The sequence below is a fragment of the Bradyrhizobium sp. USDA 4502 genome (assembly GCF_054063355.1).
This window is the reverse complement of record NZ_JBSSGF010000001.1, coordinates 3,946,477-3,964,205: the sequence shown is the minus strand read 5'-3', so window position 1 is coordinate 3,964,205 and position 17,729 is coordinate 3,946,477. Positions and strand designations below refer to the sequence as shown.

The 17,729-nt window shown below is 59.0% G+C and carries 17 protein-coding genes and 1 pseudogene; 8 read left to right on the top strand and 10 right to left on the bottom strand.

Going from position 1 to position 17,729, the window contains the following annotated elements; translation table 11 throughout:
* Positions 1-483: 483 nt before the first annotated feature.
* Entirely contained in the window at positions 484-1,986 is a 1,503-nt protein-coding gene (locus ACVW1B_RS18360; protein WP_456821959.1) for a glycosyltransferase family 4 protein, read from the top strand.
* A 98-nt stretch (positions 1,987-2,084) separates the two neighbouring features.
* Here ACVW1B_RS18360 and ACVW1B_RS18355 read toward each other — a convergent pair whose 3' ends face one another.
* Both ACVW1B_RS18355 and ACVW1B_RS18350 read right to left on the bottom strand, forming a co-directional pair.
* A complete protein-coding gene (locus ACVW1B_RS18355; protein WP_456821958.1) occupies positions 2,085-2,429 on the bottom strand; it encodes a monooxygenase in 345 nt (114 codons plus the stop codon).
* Between the two features lie 126 nt (positions 2,430-2,555).
* Entirely contained in the window at positions 2,556-3,626 is a 1,071-nt protein-coding gene (locus ACVW1B_RS18350; protein ID WP_456821957.1) for an alcohol dehydrogenase, read from the bottom strand.
* Positions 3,627-3,807: 181 nt separating this feature from the next.
* On the opposite strand from ACVW1B_RS18350, the pseudogene ACVW1B_RS18345 reads away from it, so the two are divergent.
* Positions 3,808-3,913: pseudogene (locus ACVW1B_RS18345) on the top strand (4Fe-4S dicluster domain-containing protein); the annotation flags it as partial.
* A gap of 58 nt (positions 3,914-3,971) precedes the next feature.
* Here ACVW1B_RS18345 and ACVW1B_RS18340 read toward each other — a convergent pair.
* The 3 genes from ACVW1B_RS18340 to ACVW1B_RS18330 all read right to left on the bottom strand — a co-directional run bounded on the left by ACVW1B_RS18340 (position 3,972) and on the right by ACVW1B_RS18330 (position 6,388).
* Positions 3,972-5,171, bottom strand: coding sequence for a CaiB/BaiF CoA transferase family protein (locus ACVW1B_RS18340; protein ID WP_456821956.1), 1,200 nt, complete (start codon positions 5,169-5,171; stop codon positions 3,972-3,974).
* Positions 5,172-5,505: 334 nt separating this feature from the next.
* A complete protein-coding gene (locus ACVW1B_RS18335; protein WP_456821955.1) occupies positions 5,506-6,270 on the bottom strand; it encodes an IclR family transcriptional regulator in 765 nt (254 codons plus the stop codon).
* On the bottom strand, positions 6,254-6,388 hold the full coding sequence (locus ACVW1B_RS18330) for a hypothetical protein (protein ID WP_456823101.1): 135 nt from the start codon (positions 6,386-6,388) through the stop codon (positions 6,254-6,256). Before ACVW1B_RS18330 ends, ACVW1B_RS18335 begins: the two co-directional genes overlap by 17 nt.
* Positions 6,389-6,425: 37 nt before the next feature.
* Between ACVW1B_RS18330 and ACVW1B_RS18325 the strand changes: the two genes are divergently transcribed.
* The 3 genes from ACVW1B_RS18325 to ACVW1B_RS18315 all read left to right on the top strand — a co-directional run bounded on the left by ACVW1B_RS18325 (position 6,426) and on the right by ACVW1B_RS18315 (position 9,256).
* Complete coding sequence (locus tag ACVW1B_RS18325) at positions 6,426-7,634, top strand: CaiB/BaiF CoA transferase family protein (RefSeq protein WP_456821954.1); 1,209 nt, start codon at positions 6,426-6,428, stop codon at positions 7,632-7,634.
* A gap of 126 nt (positions 7,635-7,760) precedes the next feature.
* Positions 7,761-8,243 (top strand): MaoC family dehydratase, encoded by a 483-nt coding sequence (locus ACVW1B_RS18320; RefSeq protein WP_456821953.1) that lies wholly within the window; start codon positions 7,761-7,763, stop codon positions 8,241-8,243.
* A gap of 53 nt (positions 8,244-8,296) precedes the next feature.
* Entirely contained in the window at positions 8,297-9,256 is a 960-nt protein-coding gene (locus tag ACVW1B_RS18315) for a LysR family transcriptional regulator (RefSeq protein WP_456821952.1), read from the top strand.
* A gap of 213 nt (positions 9,257-9,469) precedes the next feature.
* Here the strand turns inward: ACVW1B_RS18315 and ACVW1B_RS18310 are convergent, their stop codons facing one another.
* The 4 genes from ACVW1B_RS18310 to ACVW1B_RS18295 form a co-directional block, all read right to left on the bottom strand.
* Positions 9,470-11,059, bottom strand: coding sequence for an AMP-binding protein (locus tag ACVW1B_RS18310; RefSeq protein ID WP_456821951.1), 1,590 nt, complete (start codon positions 11,057-11,059; stop codon positions 9,470-9,472).
* Positions 11,059-11,511: a VOC family protein gene (locus tag ACVW1B_RS18305; RefSeq protein WP_456821950.1), complete on the bottom strand. Its 453-nt coding sequence runs from the start codon at positions 11,509-11,511 to the stop codon at positions 11,059-11,061. The genes ACVW1B_RS18310 and ACVW1B_RS18305 overlap by 1 nt, the downstream gene beginning before the upstream one ends.
* Positions 11,512-11,539: 28 nt before the next feature.
* Positions 11,540-12,751, bottom strand: a complete 1,212-nt coding sequence (locus ACVW1B_RS18300; RefSeq protein ID WP_456821949.1) for an ABC transporter substrate-binding protein — start codon at positions 12,749-12,751, stop codon at positions 11,540-11,542.
* Positions 12,752-12,861: 110 nt separating this feature from the next.
* Entirely contained in the window at positions 12,862-13,809 is a 948-nt protein-coding gene (locus ACVW1B_RS18295; RefSeq protein WP_456821948.1) for a LysR substrate-binding domain-containing protein, read from the bottom strand.
* Positions 13,810-14,101: 292 nt separating this feature from the next.
* On the opposite strand from ACVW1B_RS18295, the gene ACVW1B_RS18290 reads away from it, so the two are divergent.
* Complete coding sequence (locus tag ACVW1B_RS18290; protein ID WP_456821947.1) at positions 14,102-15,499, top strand: amidase; 1,398 nt, start codon at positions 14,102-14,104, stop codon at positions 15,497-15,499.
* Between the two features lie 176 nt (positions 15,500-15,675).
* Here ACVW1B_RS18290 and ACVW1B_RS18285 read toward each other — a convergent pair whose 3' ends face one another.
* Positions 15,676-16,293, bottom strand: a complete 618-nt coding sequence (locus ACVW1B_RS18285) for a TetR/AcrR family transcriptional regulator (protein ID WP_456821946.1) — start codon at positions 16,291-16,293, stop codon at positions 15,676-15,678.
* Positions 16,294-16,406: 113 nt separating this feature from the next.
* On the opposite strand from ACVW1B_RS18285, the gene ACVW1B_RS18280 reads away from it, so the two are divergent.
* Together ACVW1B_RS18280 and ACVW1B_RS18275 are read left to right on the top strand one after the other, a co-directional pair.
* The gene (locus tag ACVW1B_RS18280; protein WP_456821945.1) at positions 16,407-16,895 is read left to right on the top strand and encodes a tautomerase enzyme; all 489 of its coding nucleotides are present in this window, start codon (positions 16,407-16,409) and stop codon (positions 16,893-16,895) included.
* A gap of 17 nt (positions 16,896-16,912) precedes the next feature.
* Entirely contained in the window at positions 16,913-17,692 is a 780-nt protein-coding gene (locus ACVW1B_RS18275) for a crotonase/enoyl-CoA hydratase family protein (RefSeq protein WP_456821944.1), read from the top strand.
* Positions 17,693-17,729 lie beyond the last annotated feature (37 nt).

Below are 17,729 nucleotides of genomic sequence, written 5' to 3'. Positions count from 1 at the left end.
TAATCCCACGTATTATCGCCGCAACCAAACGCCAAAGCTCTGGCAGCAATCCCTTCCGGACAGGAGGGCAACGGCCCGCTAGTTGTCTCAGTATGTCGTCAGAAACTAGTTTCAATCGAGCCCAACCGCTTCCGCGTGGCTGGAAAACGCCGGTCGAAGTCTTGCCATCGCGGGTATCGGCGCCGAGCGCCGGTTCTCGACGATCTGTGGCGGCAGCCGGCGGCCAAGTGTGGGCACTCATCTGCAGTACAGAAATGCATGGTCGACGGATGCCACCACCATCCTGCGTAGAAGACGAAGCATATCTCGCGACGATTCAAAGCCCTAGCGGCTACGACGAAGCGCGGTGCGGGTCTGAGAGCCATTCCTTCCAAGAATCCGCGACCGTACCACGGCGTCGATTCTTGAACCGTCTTGGCGCATCAGCTGCACGCAAAACGTCAACCTTGAGGGGCGCCGCCAATGTATAACGAGACAGCGCACATGGATGCGCCGAAAGTATTTTTCGATATCTCGTCCATCGTCGAATATGTCGAGTATACTGATAGATACTCCGGCATTCAGCGTGTCGTAACGACGCTTGTCTGCCGGATGACGGACTATCAGGATCCGAAGAGCCTATACTTGTCATACGTTGACAAGAACACCGGACGCCACCTGTGCGTGGATTATGGTCAATTGGGACGAGCCGTCCTCGAATCTCCAGCACGGATGAGAGCGGCGTTTTTCCCTCGGCAGTCCAAAAGAGCTCCGGTGGCACTGGCTCTATTTCGTCGTGGGCGACATCCTATCAAGTATCTGTTCTATAAACTAAATCTCGCGCCCATGTACGCGACGACTCGCAAGTGGGTGGTTCGGCAATTTGGCTCGTCTGCGGAAGCATCGATAAGAGAGTTGGCCGGGCTCGATTCCCGAGAACCGTTGCCGCCAACCAATGCCGTCGTGCCGAGGGATTTCTCGTCCGTGGCGTCACCCTCTGACAAGATGCTCGTCCTCGACAGTGCTTGGAGTCCTCGCCATACAAAAGCTTTCAGGGAAGCGAAGGGCAGGGGCGTCGATATTTATACGCTTGTCCACGATTTGATCCCGCTGACAGCCGCCGGCGCAGTGTCGAGTGCAGCGTCCGAAAATTTCTACGACTGGCTTTTGAATTCGGCCGAGTACACGACCCGGTATCTTGCCAATTCGAAAGCGACCCACCGTGACCTGGTCGCCTTTTTGCAAGCGCACAAGAAATACAAGACTGTTACGACCGTTCCCCTGGCGCAAGAAGGCGTTCCGAGCGGAACCGGGCATCTGAGAAACGATCTCGGGAAGCGGACATGGCTGGAGACTTGCGGGGAGCTTTATCCTCTCGTATCCGTGACGCACCAATTCGGCGCAAGCGTTCGGCACTTGGCCATGTCACCTTATGTCTTGTGCGTGGGGACGATCGAGGCGCGGAAAAATCTTTGGCGTTTGGCGGCCGCCTGGAAAACGCTGATCGACAGCGGTAGATGCGACATTCCAAAGCTGGTCTTGGCTGGACGAAGGGGGGCGCTGAGGGATGATCTGGAAGACTTCCTGGCCAGCACCGGAAATCTGTTTGGATGGATTCGCGTCATCGAGGGGCCGAGCGACGACGAATTGGCGTTCCTTTACCGGAATTGCGAGTTCGCCGTTACAGTAAGTCTCTTCGAAGGGTGGGGGCTGCCCGTGGGCGAGGCTCTCGCTTACGGTAAGACGTCGGTGGTTGCCAATTCGACTTCCCTCCCTGAAGTCGGTGGAGACCTCGTCGAATATTGCGACCCCACATCAGTTGCAAGCATCGCGGAGGCGATCTGGCGGCTTTCTTCCGATAAGGAACGGCGCAAGCTGCTCGAAGCCAAAATCCGCGCAACACGGCTCAGAGGATGGAGCGATGTTGCCAAGGATGTCTTCAGCGCCGTGAGCGTCGCGCATCCCGATCCAAGGGTGTGCATGTCGAAGCAACATGCCGACAACTAGACTGGATGCCTCGCATCACTGCGGCTGATCGACCGATCTCCCGCAGTGTCCAAGAGTGCTAGCCACGTTGCATTGTATTCTCCGCGGGCCCTCGGCTTTCATTCCGCGGCAATTATCAAGAACGGCACGCCGTCAACGCGCGTTTCGTCTTTCACATTATCAACCGTGATATGCGTATCATACCAGGTGAGCCGGGGGCGCACACCGAACCGCTCTGTCAGCTCGGTGAGCCGAGCTTCCGTAAACCACTCTTCCGCGGCGTTGCGGCTTTCCCACAAGTAAACACCGCCGATGCCGGTCTCCCCGTTGAGGTAATCTTTGCGGATCAACCCTTTCCCGGCCAGCCCGCGAAAGATCGGTGTCGAGCTGGTTCCTCCGGTGATGGCCTGCTCCTTCGTTCGCCTCGGCAGTTCAAATTGAACAATCACTACGCAATTTGTCATCTCAACGTTCCTGCCTGTGGCATCTCTTGGATACGCTACCAAGCTGTCTCAATCTCCGCGCACGCCTCAGTCTTGGTCGCTGTAGGCGTCGATCCCGTTGAAACGACGTTCTGTAGCTGCGCTCTATCAGTCCACGCTCCCGTTCACGAGCATGATCCGCCCGACAACCTGGCCGGCACGCAAGGCATCGATCCATTTCTGCACGTCGGCCATCGCTCGCTCCTCGATGGGAGGTGCCGTAACCTTCCCGGACCGCGCCAACGCCATGAGTTCCTTGGCTTCTTTCAGCGTGCCGGTCATGAACCCTTCGATGGTCATGCGCTTGTAAACCCACTGCACTTGCGGCACGCTGAAGGTGCCGCCCATCAGGCCCGACACCACGATTTTGCCGCCACGGGCCAAAACCGACATTGCGAAGGCCATCGATTTCTCGTTGCCCGCGAAATCCACGATCTGGTCGAACCCGCCACCGGTCTCAGTGAGGATGCGCGTGACGATATCCGGCTCGCTAGGGTCGTAGGCGGAGGAAGCGCCGTTCTTGAGCGCCGTTTCGCGTGCCGGCTGACTGAGGTCGGCGACCGATATCTGCTGCTCGAACATCGCCCTGGCAAAGGACAGTCCCATCATCCCGACGCCGCCGAGCCCAATCAGGAGCAGGTTGCGCTGGCGCGGCCGATCCACCAGACGCTTGAGCGCGCCGTAGGCCGTAACGCCCGAGCACATCAGCGTCGCGGCGAGATTGACCGGGAGCGGGTCGTAGTCCAGCAGGTACTCCGCGTCGGGCACCAGCACATGGCTGGCGAACCCGCCGTCGACCGCAACCCCGAGAAACCGGTTCTTGAAGCAGAGATTCTCATCGCCACCGAGACAATAGGGGCATTTGCCGCAGCCAATCCACGGAAACACCGCCTTCTTGCTGCCGATCAATCCCGGCGAGGCGTCGGGGCCGACTTCCTCGACCACGCCAGCGATCTCATGGCCGAGCGTGAGGGGCAGGGTCATGCCGCGGGTGGTGTCGAGGCGCTTACCGCCCCCGATTTCGGCATAGCCGTCTTGGATGTGCAGGTCGGAATGACACAACCCACAGCATTCGATTCGAACCAGTACTTCCTTGCCCTGTGGTTTCGGTGTCTCCACGATCGTTTCGCAGAGCGGAGCGTCGAATTTGACGAGCGACTGGCGACGCATCAGTGACATGGTTCTTTTCCCGGCGGTTCAAAGTTTGCGCTCAGTCTGACGATTTACCGCCATCGCAAGGATGGCGCCTTCCTCCGTCCACCACGGCGCAGGGGGTGTACAGGCGATCGACGCAATCATCAGGGCACTCTCACGGCCACAAAAAATTCGCAGATGGTCAATTCAGATTTGAAAGACTCGCCAGTGGGGCGAGGAGGGCGCAGCCCCGCGCGACCAGATCAACGCCCGGAACTGCGTCCACTGCAAAAACCTGCAACGTGGAGGACCCCAATGGCAACGTCACCTAGGTTCCTCCGGAGGGCGGCGGCGGGGTCCGAATTACGAGGCGATGTGAGGGGGGATCTATTACGCGATGGTTCCTGAGCTCCGTAGCCGATCGATGGCGGTGTCATCGTAACCGGCTTCTCTGAGGATTTCTTCGCTGTGCTGCCCAAGAGCCGGCGCCTGCCGAGGCTTCACTTTATCAGCGCCATCCACGAAGAACGGGCTGTCGATCGTCATCATCGTTTCGCTTTCGAACGGCCTAAGAATGCCGGCGTCGATTAATTGCTTGTCCGTGCGAAGATCATTCACCTCGGCGACGCTCGCGAAGACCAAGCCGGCCTCGTCGAGCCGCCGGCGCCACTCGTCTCGATCACGCTTTGCGAATTCGGCATCCAGAACCGCGATCAACTCGGCCGACTGCCCAAAACGGTCAGCTTGCCTGGCAAACCTCGGATCCTCAATCAGGTCCGGTCGGCCAATGCACCGGGCGAATGTCGGCCAATCCCGCTCCTCGCTCACGATGGCCAACAGCAGCCAGCGTCCATCGCGGCAGCGGTAGTGACAACTCAAGGCATTGAAGAAGGTCTCTCGTGGTGGTCGTGGCGTGAAGGTGGCACCGCATAATGCCGCTTGCGCCATGACGCCGTTCGACCAAACACCATTGGCCAATAGCGACGAGCCGACTCGCGTACCGTGTCCGGTCCGCTCACGTTGATAGAGGGCGACTGCGATAGCAGCGAAAAGCGAAACCCCCGAGGGATGGTCACCCATGCCCGTGCTAGTCCTGGCTGGTGGAGCGCTTGCATCGCTGCGGACGATATCCATCAAGCCTGAGCGTGCCCAATAGGCAGTTGCATCGAAGCCGGGCTTACCAACTTCATCACCGCTCTCGCCGTAGCCAGTGAAGGATGCGTAGATTAGCCGGGCGTTCATTGCGGTTAGGCGGAGGTGATCAATCGCGAGCTTTCGACGCACGGCCAGTGGATAGTTGGTGATGAAGACGTCGGCTTGCGTGACTAATCGGTGCAGGACGGCCTGGCCGTCCTGCTTGGCCAGATCGAGCGCAAGCCCTCGCTTGCCCCGATTGTCAAGCATCCAACTATAGGAATGCTCGGACTTGGGAAGGCCGGGAATCTTTTGCAAAGCGCGAAGAGGATCGCCGGCGCCAGGCGGTTCAATTTTGATCACATCGGCGCCGAGGTCGCCCAGTATCGTGGCGGAGGTTGGCGCGGCGATATAGCTGCCGCAGTCAATCACCTTTAGACCCTTGAAAATCGTCATCAACCCTCCTTGAGGCATCACCAATTGCTCGAGCGAGCCAGTGATTGCTCGTCATTAACTAATGTTCTTATCGATGTTGTTCTGGGAACTGATTGCCGCACTTCACGTCAGCGTTCTTGAGCAGCGTGAGCTCAAAGCGCTCGAAGAGTCGGTTTGTCGGCATATGATTCTCTCTGGGGAGAGCGCCGTACTTTATGATCGAGGCAGTCCCGTTGTCCTTTAGACAACGCTAGTCGGTGGTAGACACGACTGCAAATTCACAGCTGAATAGGGCCCCCACAATAATGCTATGGCGTTTGTTGGAACGAAGCAATCTGGGTCGGCGGCAGTTCAGCTACAGGTACGTCGACAATGTTTGAGCCAGCTTGGCCAGAGCCGGCCCCCATTTGTTGGTCAGGGTTCGCCGATCCATAGCGAATGCCTGCGCCACACAGTTGATCGACATGCGAGCGGTACCATCACGAGACACTAGAGGCGCTGCGACGCTCCGAATGTTCTGGCGCCATTTTCTATCGACCATGCAGAAGCCGCGTTCCGCGACGTCCTGCCGCGCCTGATCGATTCCGACTATGAGGGTTTCCCAATCCTCAGGATAGCGTGGCGCCAACCTGGCGATCAACTCGTGCCGTTCGTCCGGTCTGAGCGCCGCAATATAAGCCCGCCCAGTTGCCGTGTGAGCCATATCGACCGCAGAGCCCACGCTAAAGAAATAAGGCATCGCCAGGCCGCTACAGCGGTCGACGTAGATCATGTGAGGCAGGTCGGGGCAGGCGAGTGATACGGTGCAGCCGCTGTCAGTCGCCAATCGTTGCAACTGCTCATGGGCCACCGGCAGAATCTTCATGTTGCTTAGCAGTGAAAAGCCCAAGGTCAGCACGCGGGGGCGCAACCGGTACTTGCCGCGGACGGTGTCGTAGTCGATGTAACCGGCATCGACTAGTGCTCGCGTGAGTCGGGAAACCGTAGCCTTAGGCAGACCAGTGGCTGCAGCGATCTCCGCATTTCCGAGAAGTTCGCGGTCCGGGCCGAAAGCTTCCAAGACATCGAGGCCGCGGAGCAGTGCGCCACTAGGATTGGTTGGCTCAGCGGACGTTGCCATAGATTGAACGGCGGGCGACGACCTTCGTCCAGGCATCTGTCTGGTCCTCCACCCGCAAAACGTCGGGCTGAAGCTTCATATCGGATTTAGGCCAACCTTGACCAAGTTTCGCCAGCATGATTAAGTTTCAATATACGGAACATATGGACCATATAATGAAACGTCAATCGGGCGGTGCTTTGGCAGGGTTTAAGGTCGTAGACCTTTCGCGAGTGCTCGCCGGGCCATTCTGCACGCAGATTCTCGGAGATCACGGCGCCGAGGTGATCAAGATCGAGCCGCCCGCGGGCGACGAGACGCGAGCTTGGGGTCCGTTCACGTCGGAGGGCAGCGCGTACTACAGCGGGATCAATCGCAACAAGCTGCACACTTCGATTGATCTGGCTAAGCCAGAAGGGAGGGCGCTTCTGTTTCGCCTGTTGGATGGGGCCGATGTACTCATCCACAACTTCAAGGCCGGTACCCTGGAGCGCTGGGGCATCGGGTACGAGGATGTCTTATCCAAGGAGTTTCCTCGCCTGATCTACTGTCAAATAACGGGCTTTGGAGAGGACGGTCCTCTTGGTGGCTTGCCTGGCTACGACTCGGTGGTTCAGGCCGTCGCAGGATGCATGAGCGTGAACGGCACTCCGGATTCCGGACCGGTCCGTGTCGGAATGTCGATTGTCGACATTGGTACCGGGATGAACGCCCTGGCTGCGATCCTGATGGCTGCGCTGGAACGTGAGCGCTCCGGACTAGGCCAGAAGATCGATGTTTGTCTTTACGACTGCGCTTTGGCCTACTTGCATCCGCAGGCGGTCGGCTACCTGCAAGCGGGACAATTGCCGGCTCGCAGTGGTAACCAGCACCCCTCCATTGCGCCCTACGAAGAGTTTCAGACCCAAACGGGTCCGATGTTTCTCGGCATCGGCAATAATCGGCAATTCCAACTGGCATGCGACTTCCTTCGTCGTGAGGACCTTCCGCAAGATCCGAGGTTTGCGACCAACGCGCAACGGGTTCAAAATCGAACCGCACTCAGGGAAATTCTCCAAGAGATCTTCTTGAGGCGCGATGGAAAGGAAATAAGCGAGCAACTCCTGAGAAAGGGCATTCCCGCCAGCGCCATTCTCGATGTGCCTCAGGCTCTAGCAGCTCCGCACACGGCCCATCGATCCATGATTTTGTCGGACGGCGATTACAAGGCGCTTGGCTTTCCGATCAAGTTTTCGCGGACACCAGGTAGTTTGCGATCGAAGCCCAAGCCGCTCGGTCAAGACACTCGCGCCGTCCTTCGTGAAGCGGGTCTCAGCGAAGAAGAGATAGACGCCAAGGTTCGCGAAGGCATCGCAATCCAAGCGGACGACCGGAACATCGCGTGAGCCCTCTCATGTCGAGAGTGGCCGGAAAATGCCAATTCGTGGATCCGGAGATATGGGAACGTTCCCACGGGAATCGCAGCGTATATGGGGATCGGTCCCCTTGACCTCAAAATGACGGAGTTTTCGATGAATGCGCCTTTCGATCCTGCTACGCATCGACGCTTTCCCAATCGATGGTTCGATGACTTCAAGATCGGAGAGAGGTTCATCCTTCCAAGCAGGACAATGACGGACGCGCTTTTCCTGGCGTTTCAGAGCGCTAGCGGAGACAATCATCCCATCCACTATGATGTCGAGTACTGTCGCAGGCGGGGGATGCCCCACATGCTGGCGCACGGGTATCAAGTGTTGATTCAAACTGCTGCCGGGGCCGGGGACTTCCCTTTTATGGTGGAGGACAGCCTAATCGGCTTTCTGGACCAGTCTTCAAGGTTTCTTCGTCCGGTTTACAGCGGCGATACCCTTTATCCCTCGCTTGAAGTCGTCGAATTATCACCCAACAAAACCACGGGCGTGATCGCGATCAAGAGCACGGTCTACAATCAATCATCTGTGCTGGTTCTCGATGGAATGCAGCGATACCTGGTCCGGAAAAAGAACTCAGAGTAGAGTTCCAGGGCGGCTCAGCGTTCGCTGCTGACCACGATGCTGTGGAGAGAGCAGTGGCCCAATTGGTGACCTTAGCGGCAAACTGGGATCTGTTTAGGATGTTCATCGGTGTGGTCCGAGCGGGCAGCGCCAGCCGGGCTGCGGTCGAGCTAGGCATAAGCCAGCCGACGCTGAGCCGACGGCTGGCAGAGTTGGAACGATATATTGGTGCACCGCTTTTCTACCGATCGTCGTCCGGGCTGAAACTGACAAAGGAAGGTGAGGAACTCCGGTACTCGACACAGTCGCTGACAGATGCGTTTGGAGCGCTCGAACGTAACCTTCGCGATCGTGTGGCCGCACGAAACTCAATCGTTCGTATCTCAACAACCGAAGCAATAACGAGGCATTGGTTGCTATCGCGCATCGCCATCCTTCAAAAGCAAAGGACCGACTTGAGCCTTGAAGTCGTATCGACCTATCGCAAGCAAGACATTCCCTCGGGTGACTTCGACTTTGTGATTCGCATAGGGAATCCCGATGACGAGGAGCTTATCGGCAAGCGTGTCGGTACAATTGCTTTTGGAATATTTGCTTCGCAGAAGTACCTGGACGGTTCGCCGACTATCGCCTCCGTAGCCGACCTAAAGAAGCATAAGATCATTGGAAGCGCTTCGGACTTTCCGGCGTTCAAAGGCGACGGCACTGAGCGGACACGGCTGATTGATCATTTTCGTGCGGCAGCACAGGGCAGATCAGCCGTTCGGGTTCTACCGATCATCAACCATTACGGCGCAGCGGTCGAAGGTCTCGGTCTGGCCTATTTGGCCGCTCCCTTTGCCGCAAAAGAGGGACTTGTTCGTGTCTTGCCCCGTGAGCGAGCGCTTATGGATGTCTGGCTGCTTTGGAGGAGAGAATGCGACCTGCGGAAGTCAGCTCGTGACGTCAGGCGCTTTCTGGAACAGGAGTTCGCGGCATCGGTCGGCTTGTTCGTTCAAGCTGGTGGCGAGCTCAGGCCGCCGCGCAAAAAGTAAGATCGGCCTGGCTTCCTCCGTTTGATTGTTGAGCTGTTGCTCCGATGTTGGGAGTCTAGATCGAAAGCGAGAAGCGTTCCGGGTAGTTCCACAGTAGTGGCTGGCCAAAAAAGGCCGGGATTCTTAGATCCCGGCCAGTCTTGGGAGGGAAGACCATATCGGTCTTCCTACCCCGAACCGAGTACCCAGCTCGGCTCGGGGATTCATCAAACTTCAATTCAACAGACCGCCGTCAACCAATCGCTCGATGCAGGCGCGCTCAATGGGCTTTTCGGATATGGTCTTGGGAATTTCGCCGAGGATCTGAATGATCTCGGGAACGTCTCGCTTCTGAAGCGTGGCGCGGCAATACTCAAGCAGTGCGCTTTCGGTGAAGTCCGGAATGCTGGGCACGACGGCAGCGACAAGGGTCTTTTCGCCCGCCACGTTCCGCGGCGTTGCAACGCCGTAAACGAAGACGTCGGATACCAATCCGGACTTGATCAATGCCGATTCGACCAGTGCCGTGTTGATGAAATCGCCATTGCGCCGGACGCCGCCTCCAGTTCGATAGTGGAAGAAGAACCAGCCGTCTTCGTCCATATGCACGACGTCGCCGGTCCGAAACCACCCATCCGCGACTTTGGCTTGGCTCGCCTCCGGATTCCTGAAGTAGGAAACCTCGATTGGAACGCCGTCCTTGCGCCGGAAGCGCAGCTCGCCGGGCTGCAGCGGCGGGCAACGCCTCCCGTCATCGTCGAAGACGGCCGCTTCAAGCTCGGGCGGCGGCTTGCCTAGGCTCCCGATTGGACCCGCTCCGGAAGGGTTGGTCAGGGCACCGCCGCCCTCGGTCGATCCATAGATTTCGCAGATCTTCACGCCATAACGGCGTTCATACTCGGTCCAGAGATCCGGGGGCATGCCGGCGCTGATAATGAGACGAACCGGGTTGTCGGCATCGTCCGGCCGCTCGGGGATGCTGTAGATCTCCGGGATCATGCCGCCCAGAATATTGAACATGGTGCAGCCAAAGCGTCGGCAGATCGCCCATAGATGCCGCTTGCTGAACTTACGGCTGATGACGACCGGCAAGCCCGATGTCAGCCCGATGCGGAGGGTACCCTGGGCATTGATATGCGTCAGTGACAGGCCGGTATACAGGACGTCGTCGGCGTTGAGTTCTATCCCATGCATGCCGCGGGCCCGGCTCATATAGGCTCCGTGCGAGATTGCCACGGCCTTGGGGTTACCGGTGGTCCCGGACGTGAACATCAACATCATCGCGTCGGTCGCCGAGACCCGGATCCGGGTCGGCGATCCGCCCTCGCTCAATGCCGCCACATAACTCAGGCGCATGGGTGCCAGCGGCGTAGGCTCCACCCCCGGATTGGTCAGGACGATTGCCCAGGACAGACCGGTGCGGCCAAGGCGGAGGATGGCGGCGCCGCAATCAGCCGAGCAGATGACGCCGCGGCATTTGGCGTGCTGCAGCATGAAGGCGAGCTTCTCGCCGACCGTCCTTGGATCGATCGGAACGAAGGTCGCACCGAGCAGGGCGGCCGCGAGCATCGCCTCGACGAATTCGGGTTGGTTTGCCATCATCAGGGCAAACGTATCGCCCCGCCGCAGCCCCAGTGCGGCGAGCCGTTTTGCGAGCGCTGCGGCGTTACGCTGCAGCTGGGCGTAAGAGCGCACCTCGATCAGATACGTGCCGTCCGAACTCACATCCACGAACGTCAAGGCCGTCTGGCCGGGACGTTTGTCAACATGCCCGGCCACAACATCGGCGATCGTATCGAAGGGAAGTGCGGTCTCCACGAGCATTATTCCTCGAAGCCGTAGTACTTGCGCACCACCGGCTCCCGCAGCTTGCCTGGTTCAAAGATCTCGATCACGACCCCATCCGGAGCGCCGAGCATGAAGTATCCGCCGCCGCCGCCCAGTCGACGAATTGGATTCGGAATGTGGAGGCCGGCGGCCTTCATGCGATCGTAGAGGTCGTCGATACCGACCACCTGCATACCCAAATGATGGACGGCATTCTTGCCTTCGCCACGTGGGAGCTGGTCGTAAAGATGAAGGGCGCCGATGCCAACTTTGATGAAGACGTTGCGGGCGCCGGCGACGTCGCCGTCCCACATCACCTCGGCGTCAAACCACTTCTCGTAGAAATCGATTGTAGCGTCGACGTTCGATGCAAAGAGATGGACGTGTTGCAGATGGTAGCGCTGTTTGGTGCCGTACGGATACTGCCACTCGGCTTCAGGCGTGGTCATGATTGCTCCTATATTCAATGAGGGATGATCACCGCTTAACGAGCGGACACGTGCTTTCCGAGAGCGGAATAGTCAGATCTTTGGCGGGGATGGTACGAATTATATTGTAGAGGTCCCACTCGCCCTTTGAGTCCTTTGGCTCCTTGACGCGCGCCAGATACATGTCGCGCACAACGCGACCGTCTTCTCGAATAGAGGCCCCATGCGTGAATGCGCTCTCGATCGGCGTGGCGCGCATCTTTGCGACCACCTTGTCGGCCTCATCAGTGCCGATCGCTTCGACCGCCTGGAGATAGTGACGAATGGACTCGTAAACGCCGATCTGCATGAACGTTGGGTGCTGACCTTTCATGCGAGCGGCGAACTTCTCCGACCACGCGCGGGTCTCGCCGTTGAGGTCCCAGTAGTAGGGGGTGGTGAGGAATGTGCCGTGGGTCGCGTGCAGGCCAAGGGAGTGAACGTCGGTAAGGAGCAGCAGCATAGCCGCCATCTTTTGGCCGCTCGCGGTCAGTCCGAACTCGTCCGCCTGCTTTATGGTCGAGATCGTGTCACCGGCTGCGTTTGCGAGTCCGACAATGTCCGCCTTTGAGGCTTGCGCCTGGAGCAGGAAGGATGCGAAATCGGTTGTTCCCTGAGGGTGTGCCGAAGTGCCGAGTACCTTGCCGCCGGTGGCTTCGACCACTGCGCTGGCATCCTTCTGCAGCTGATGCCCAAAGGCATAGTCAGCGGTGATGAAATACCAGGTCTTTCCACCGCTTTCGACGACAGCCTTGGCCGTTCCGCGCGCCAGCGCATACGTGTCATATGTCCACGCGATGCTGGTCGGCGAACAGTACTGATTGGTGAGCGCAGTGGTGCCGGGCGAAGAGAACAGGATAACCCGGGACCGGTTCCGGGCAACCTCCTGCACCGCGAGCGCGGCGGCCGAGTTTGGAATGTCGGCGATGGCGTCGACGCCGTCTTGTTCAAACCACCTGCGCGCAATGTTGGCGGCGACATCGGGCTTCAGTTGGTGATCAGCAAATACGATCTGGATGGGTTTGCCAGCGACACGGTTGCCGAACTCTTCCGCAGCCATCTGTGCGGCGACGACCGAGCCCTCGCCAGTGGCGTCCGAGGCAATTCCGGACATGTCGGTCAGGACGCCGATCTTAACAACGTCGCCAGAGATTTGAGCGTGAACTGACGCACTTCCGCAGAGTGCAAGAGCTGCGATGACCGATCTGAATGCTCGCCTCATCGATCGCTTCCCCCCATCATATTTTTGATGGAAGCGTCTGTGTCAGAGGTAACTCAGGCTGACAAACGAGGTTTTGGGATTGCTCCTTGAGTAAAACTCAACGCTAGTGCTCACCGTTTTGAACTACTTCGCCCCTTGGCCCGCGGCGCCTTACGGGTTGGCGGTGTATTTACCTCTGCCTCCTGCTGCCGGGTTGCGTTGCAGAGCCAATCGGCGAATGCCGCCACGGCGGTGTCATCCGCCATTCGTTGCTCATACTCGAGCACAAAGTGCCGTCTTGTCGGGCGTACGATGGCGTGGGCCTTGACCAGGCCGAGGTGAATAAGATCAGGCTCGAGCAGGCTTTCGATGGCGATCGTGGCACCAAGTCCGGCAGCAGCAGCTTCAATCGCAAGGCCGAGATTCTCAAAACTGCTACCACCCCCAACGGCCACATTGGAGAGCTGCGCATGGTCGAGCCAACGCCGCCAATCGTCAGGCCGTGGCCTGTTGTGAAGAAGCGGGACGGACGCGAAATCGAGAGCGCCGTTCTTCAGGAGGGCAGGGGAGCATACCGGCACGGTTGCAATAGGCAGTAAAGGCCGGGTCACCAATCCGGTCCGAGGCAGCCCGTCCGAGACAGCGATTACCGCATCATAACGACTAGCGAGAAGATCAACCGGATTTGCGCTGGTGTGCAGATCTAGCTCCAGTTCAGGGTGTGCAGCCTTCAGGCTCGCCCACTTTGGTAGAAGAAAGCGCGATAGGAAGAACCCGTACACGCCAACAGATAGGCGCCTGAACCGCCTTAGATGAAGACCTTCAGCGGCGGCCGCTATCCGATCTAGCGCATCTCGTGCGGACTCTGCGAAGGCAATACCCGCCGAAGTCAAGGCTAGTCCGCGTGGGCCACGCAGAAAAAGCGTCGTGCCCATGCGTGCTTCAAGCGCGCGGACGTGCCTGCTGATGGCTCCGACCGTCACGTTCAGTTCGTCGGCCGCACGCGTGATCGAAAGATGCCGCGCTGCGGCTTCGAATGCTCGCACCGCATGCAGCGGAGGAAGTCGTCGTGACGCCATTGTTGATCCCAGTCGAGGAGCGTAAAAATTCAACAAGTAAGAGAAGCGCGGTACGCGGAGCTATACGGGTCTCGGCACGAGCATTTACTTTCGCTCAAGCCGCCAACGAAAGAAGTCGTTTGCCCACGGTCGTGTCAAGTCATACCCGACCGCGAGTCGATTGCCGCGCTGCAAAACGACCGAAGAGAGCGCATGATTGTTTAGGCCATTTTGGCATCGCCAAGCATGCTCTGACGTTCTAAGTCGTCGTCACGATAAACCCTTGTCGCCACAAATTACGGGGAGGACGAACGTGAAGCAATTCCATGAGCTATCTGCTTGGGATCTTGCAGAAGGCTACCGCCAAGGAAGCTTCTCGCCGGTTGACATCACGCAAGCCATTATTGAGCGTGTGGGGCGGTATGACCCGCTCGTGAGGGCGACTTACGCGTTCGATCCCGAAGCCGCGATTGCCATGGCTAAGGCTTCGGAAGCGCGATGGCGAGCCGGAAGGCCGTTGATGTGCGGCGATGTCACGCTGGACGGGATCCCGGTGACGATCAAAGAGAACATCGCCACGCGGGGTGTGCCTGTTCCCCTCGGTACTAACGCGACTGATCTCAAGCCGGCCACCGCGGATGCGCCGCCGGCTGCCCGGCTGCGCGAAGCAGGATCCGTCTTCATTACAAAAACGACGATGCCCGAGTACGGCATGCTGTCCTCCGGATTGTCGAGTTTTCACCCGCTCACGCGGAATCCATGGAATCTTGCGATGAATCCCGGCGGCTCCAGTGCTGGCGCCGGCGCTGCCGCCGCCGCAGGGTTCGGGCCGCTCCACATCGGAACGGACATCGGCGGTTCCGTGCGACTTCCGGCTGCCTGGTGCGGGGCTTTTGGCTTGAAGCCGAGTCTGGGGCGTATTCCAATTGACCCGCCCTATATGGCGCGCGCTGCAGGTCCGATCACCAGGACTGCTCGCGATGCGGCCCTCATGATGGCTGTGCTATCCCAGCCTGATCCGCGCGACTACAGCAGTTTGCCCCCCGGTGCGATTGAGTGGACCCGGCTCGATCGAGATATCAAGGGGCTGCGGATCGGCCTGCTGCTCGACGCCGGCTGTGGAATGCCTGTGCACGCGCGCGTGCGAGAAGTCGTGGAGGCGGCAGCAGCGATGTTTGCTGCCGAAGGGGCCATCGTCGAGTTGATGACTCCCTGGATGACCCCCGAGATTCATCGCGGCATCGATACGTTCTGGCGCGTGAGATCCGCCGTGGACATCGGCGCGCTTAGCCGCGAGAAGCAAGACAAGCTGCTCCCTTTGGTGCGCGGCTGGGCGGAGACCGGGAGAGGTCTCTCGGGGGAGGCGGTATACCTTGCATATCAGCAGACCGTAAACGCGCGCTCCGCGACCGTCGCCGCGACGCAGCCCTTCGACTATGTGCTCTCTCCGGTGTCGCCGAATACGAGCTTCCCCGCGGAATGGGGGTGCCCGGTGCCGGACGTGGACAGCACCCAGGCGCATATCGGCTTTACGGTGCCCTACAGCATGAGCGAGCAGCCGGCGGCGTCCGTGTGTTGCGGATACGACGATAACGGCGTGCCGATCGGCCTGCAGATCGCCGGCCGCAGATTCGACGACCTTGGGGTTCTTCGGATGGCTCATGCGTGGGAGGCAATGCGCCCACCGCTGCGACCTTGGCCGAAATTCTGATCATCCCCAGCGACGGCGCCTGGCGCTCGCCATGGTGTGACAGCAAAGCGTCAGCCTGGACCGCAAGCCAGCTCACGATGCGTGCGCGTTGGGACCCGCGGCGGCGTCGAAATCCACCTCTTTTGACTTAGGTTCGCTGGCGCGCGGAGTTCGGCTCGCCAGCGCGTCAGGGCAATCTATGTACCAGATTCAATCGCGGCTTTGAGAACAAGCTCCAGCTCCAGCCTCACGTCATCCAGCGGTTGAGCGCTCCGTGAGGCCCGGCACATCGCTACAGTGCCCTCGATAGATGCAATCACCAACGTCGCGAGCCGCCGGGCACGCGAGGACGCCACACCCTGGCGTGTTATTGCAGACGACAGGATCTCCTGCCAATCGACAAATACGTCCTGGGCGAGCCCGAGTAGATGTTGCTGCGTCGGCTCGTCCGACGTGCCTGTTTCATCCGTGACGTCACTGACATATTGCTCGACAGCAACCGCGAGAACCGGGCAGCCGGCTTTGAAATCCGTCTTCTCCAAAACCTTCCGCCATAACTCGATGAAGGCACGCAAGCCGTCGATCGCGCCGTGCTCGATCGTCAATTGCCGCAGGGGGCCTGAGGCTTTCTGGCCGGCGAAAACGATCGCCTCTCCAATCAGCTGTTGTTTGCCACGTGGAAAGTGATGACTGATCGAGCCGCGAGGGGTGCCCGTATGCCGCACTACCTCGCGAACGCTGGTGGCGTTGACGCCTCTCCGGCTCATCAAGTCCGCTGCACCTGCAACCATTTTCGCGCGTGTATTCAAGGTCATAGCTATCCTCACTGTCGACTAACCTAAACTATGGCGCTTGACATATCCAGAAATTTGGAGGCTATGTCACGTGACATAACGATCGGGTGGTAGACGAGCAAGGAAGCTGACCTATGACCATCATCTACGTGATGACACCCCAGGGGCGCCTCGACGTCGCCCAACGACGTACGCTCGCTAAAACATTGACTGATGCGGTGCTCGTCCCTGAAGTCGGCCGGCAAGCTCCTGAAGCGCGCCGCGGCTATCAAGTTCATTTCATTGAGCGCCAACTCGACATGATGGCCCACGGTGGCGAACTGCTCGTCGACCGGCCGAGCGATGTGATGGTGGTTGATATCGTGGCGATGGAGTGCTGCTGGACGCGGGAAGATCGCGCGGCGGTGATCGGCAATATCCTGGCTGCGTTGACCCAGGCCTGCGGTGTTGAGGCGCCGTCGCCGACCTGGTGGGTCAACTTTCGTACCATCGAGGAAGGCGGCTGGGGATCCCGCGGCCGCGTGATCTCCTTCCTCGATCTGCTCGATCAGGGCGCGAGCGTATTCTCGCCGGAGCGAGCATCGGCCATCCGCACGGCACTCGCAATCAAATACGATAGATAGAAAGAGGAGACGTCAAGATGACTACCGAGGGTAAGATCCGCACTGAGACGCATGAGCATATCTTTAAGATCATCATAGATAACCCCGCGAAAAAGAACGCATTCTCGCCTCTGATGATGGATCAGCTTTCGGATGCGCTGACCGAGCTGCACAACAATGAGGCTCTGTGGGTTGGCGTCGTTTGCGCCGAAGGAAAGGATTTCACGGCCGGCCTCGACATGCCTAAGTTTTTCGGTCCGAATGCAGTGAAGCGCGAGTTCAAAGAGGGCAATGTCGACGTGTTCGGCCTCGTCAAGCGGTGCAAGAAGCCGATCGTCACGGCGACGCAGGGTATCGTCTACACCATGGGCATCGAGCTGATGCTTGCCGGTGATATCGTGGTGGCCGCCGACGACAGCCGGTTTTGCCAGATGGAAGCAAAGCGCGGCATTGCGCCGTTCGGCGGCGCACATTTCCGCTTTCTAACGCGCGCCGGCTGGGGCAACGCGATGTATCATCTCTTCCTCTGCGACGAGTTCACCGCTCAACGAGCTCAAGACGACGGCCTCGTCCAGGAGGTCGTTCCTGCCGGCCAGCAGATTGATAGGGCCATGGAGCTCGCAGCGATCATCGCACGCAACGCTCCGCTTGGCATTCAAGTCACCAAGGAAGCGGCGGCAAAATTTGTCGAGCAGGGTGAGGCCGCGGCGACAGCGTACATTCCAACCATTCGCGATAGGGTGCTCAAAAGTGCAGATGCGCGCGAAGGGGTTCAGTCCTTCATCGAGCGGCGTCCCGCCGTATTTCAAGGGCGCTGACACGGCGATCTCAAGTGCGATCTCGTAGTTGAGGATC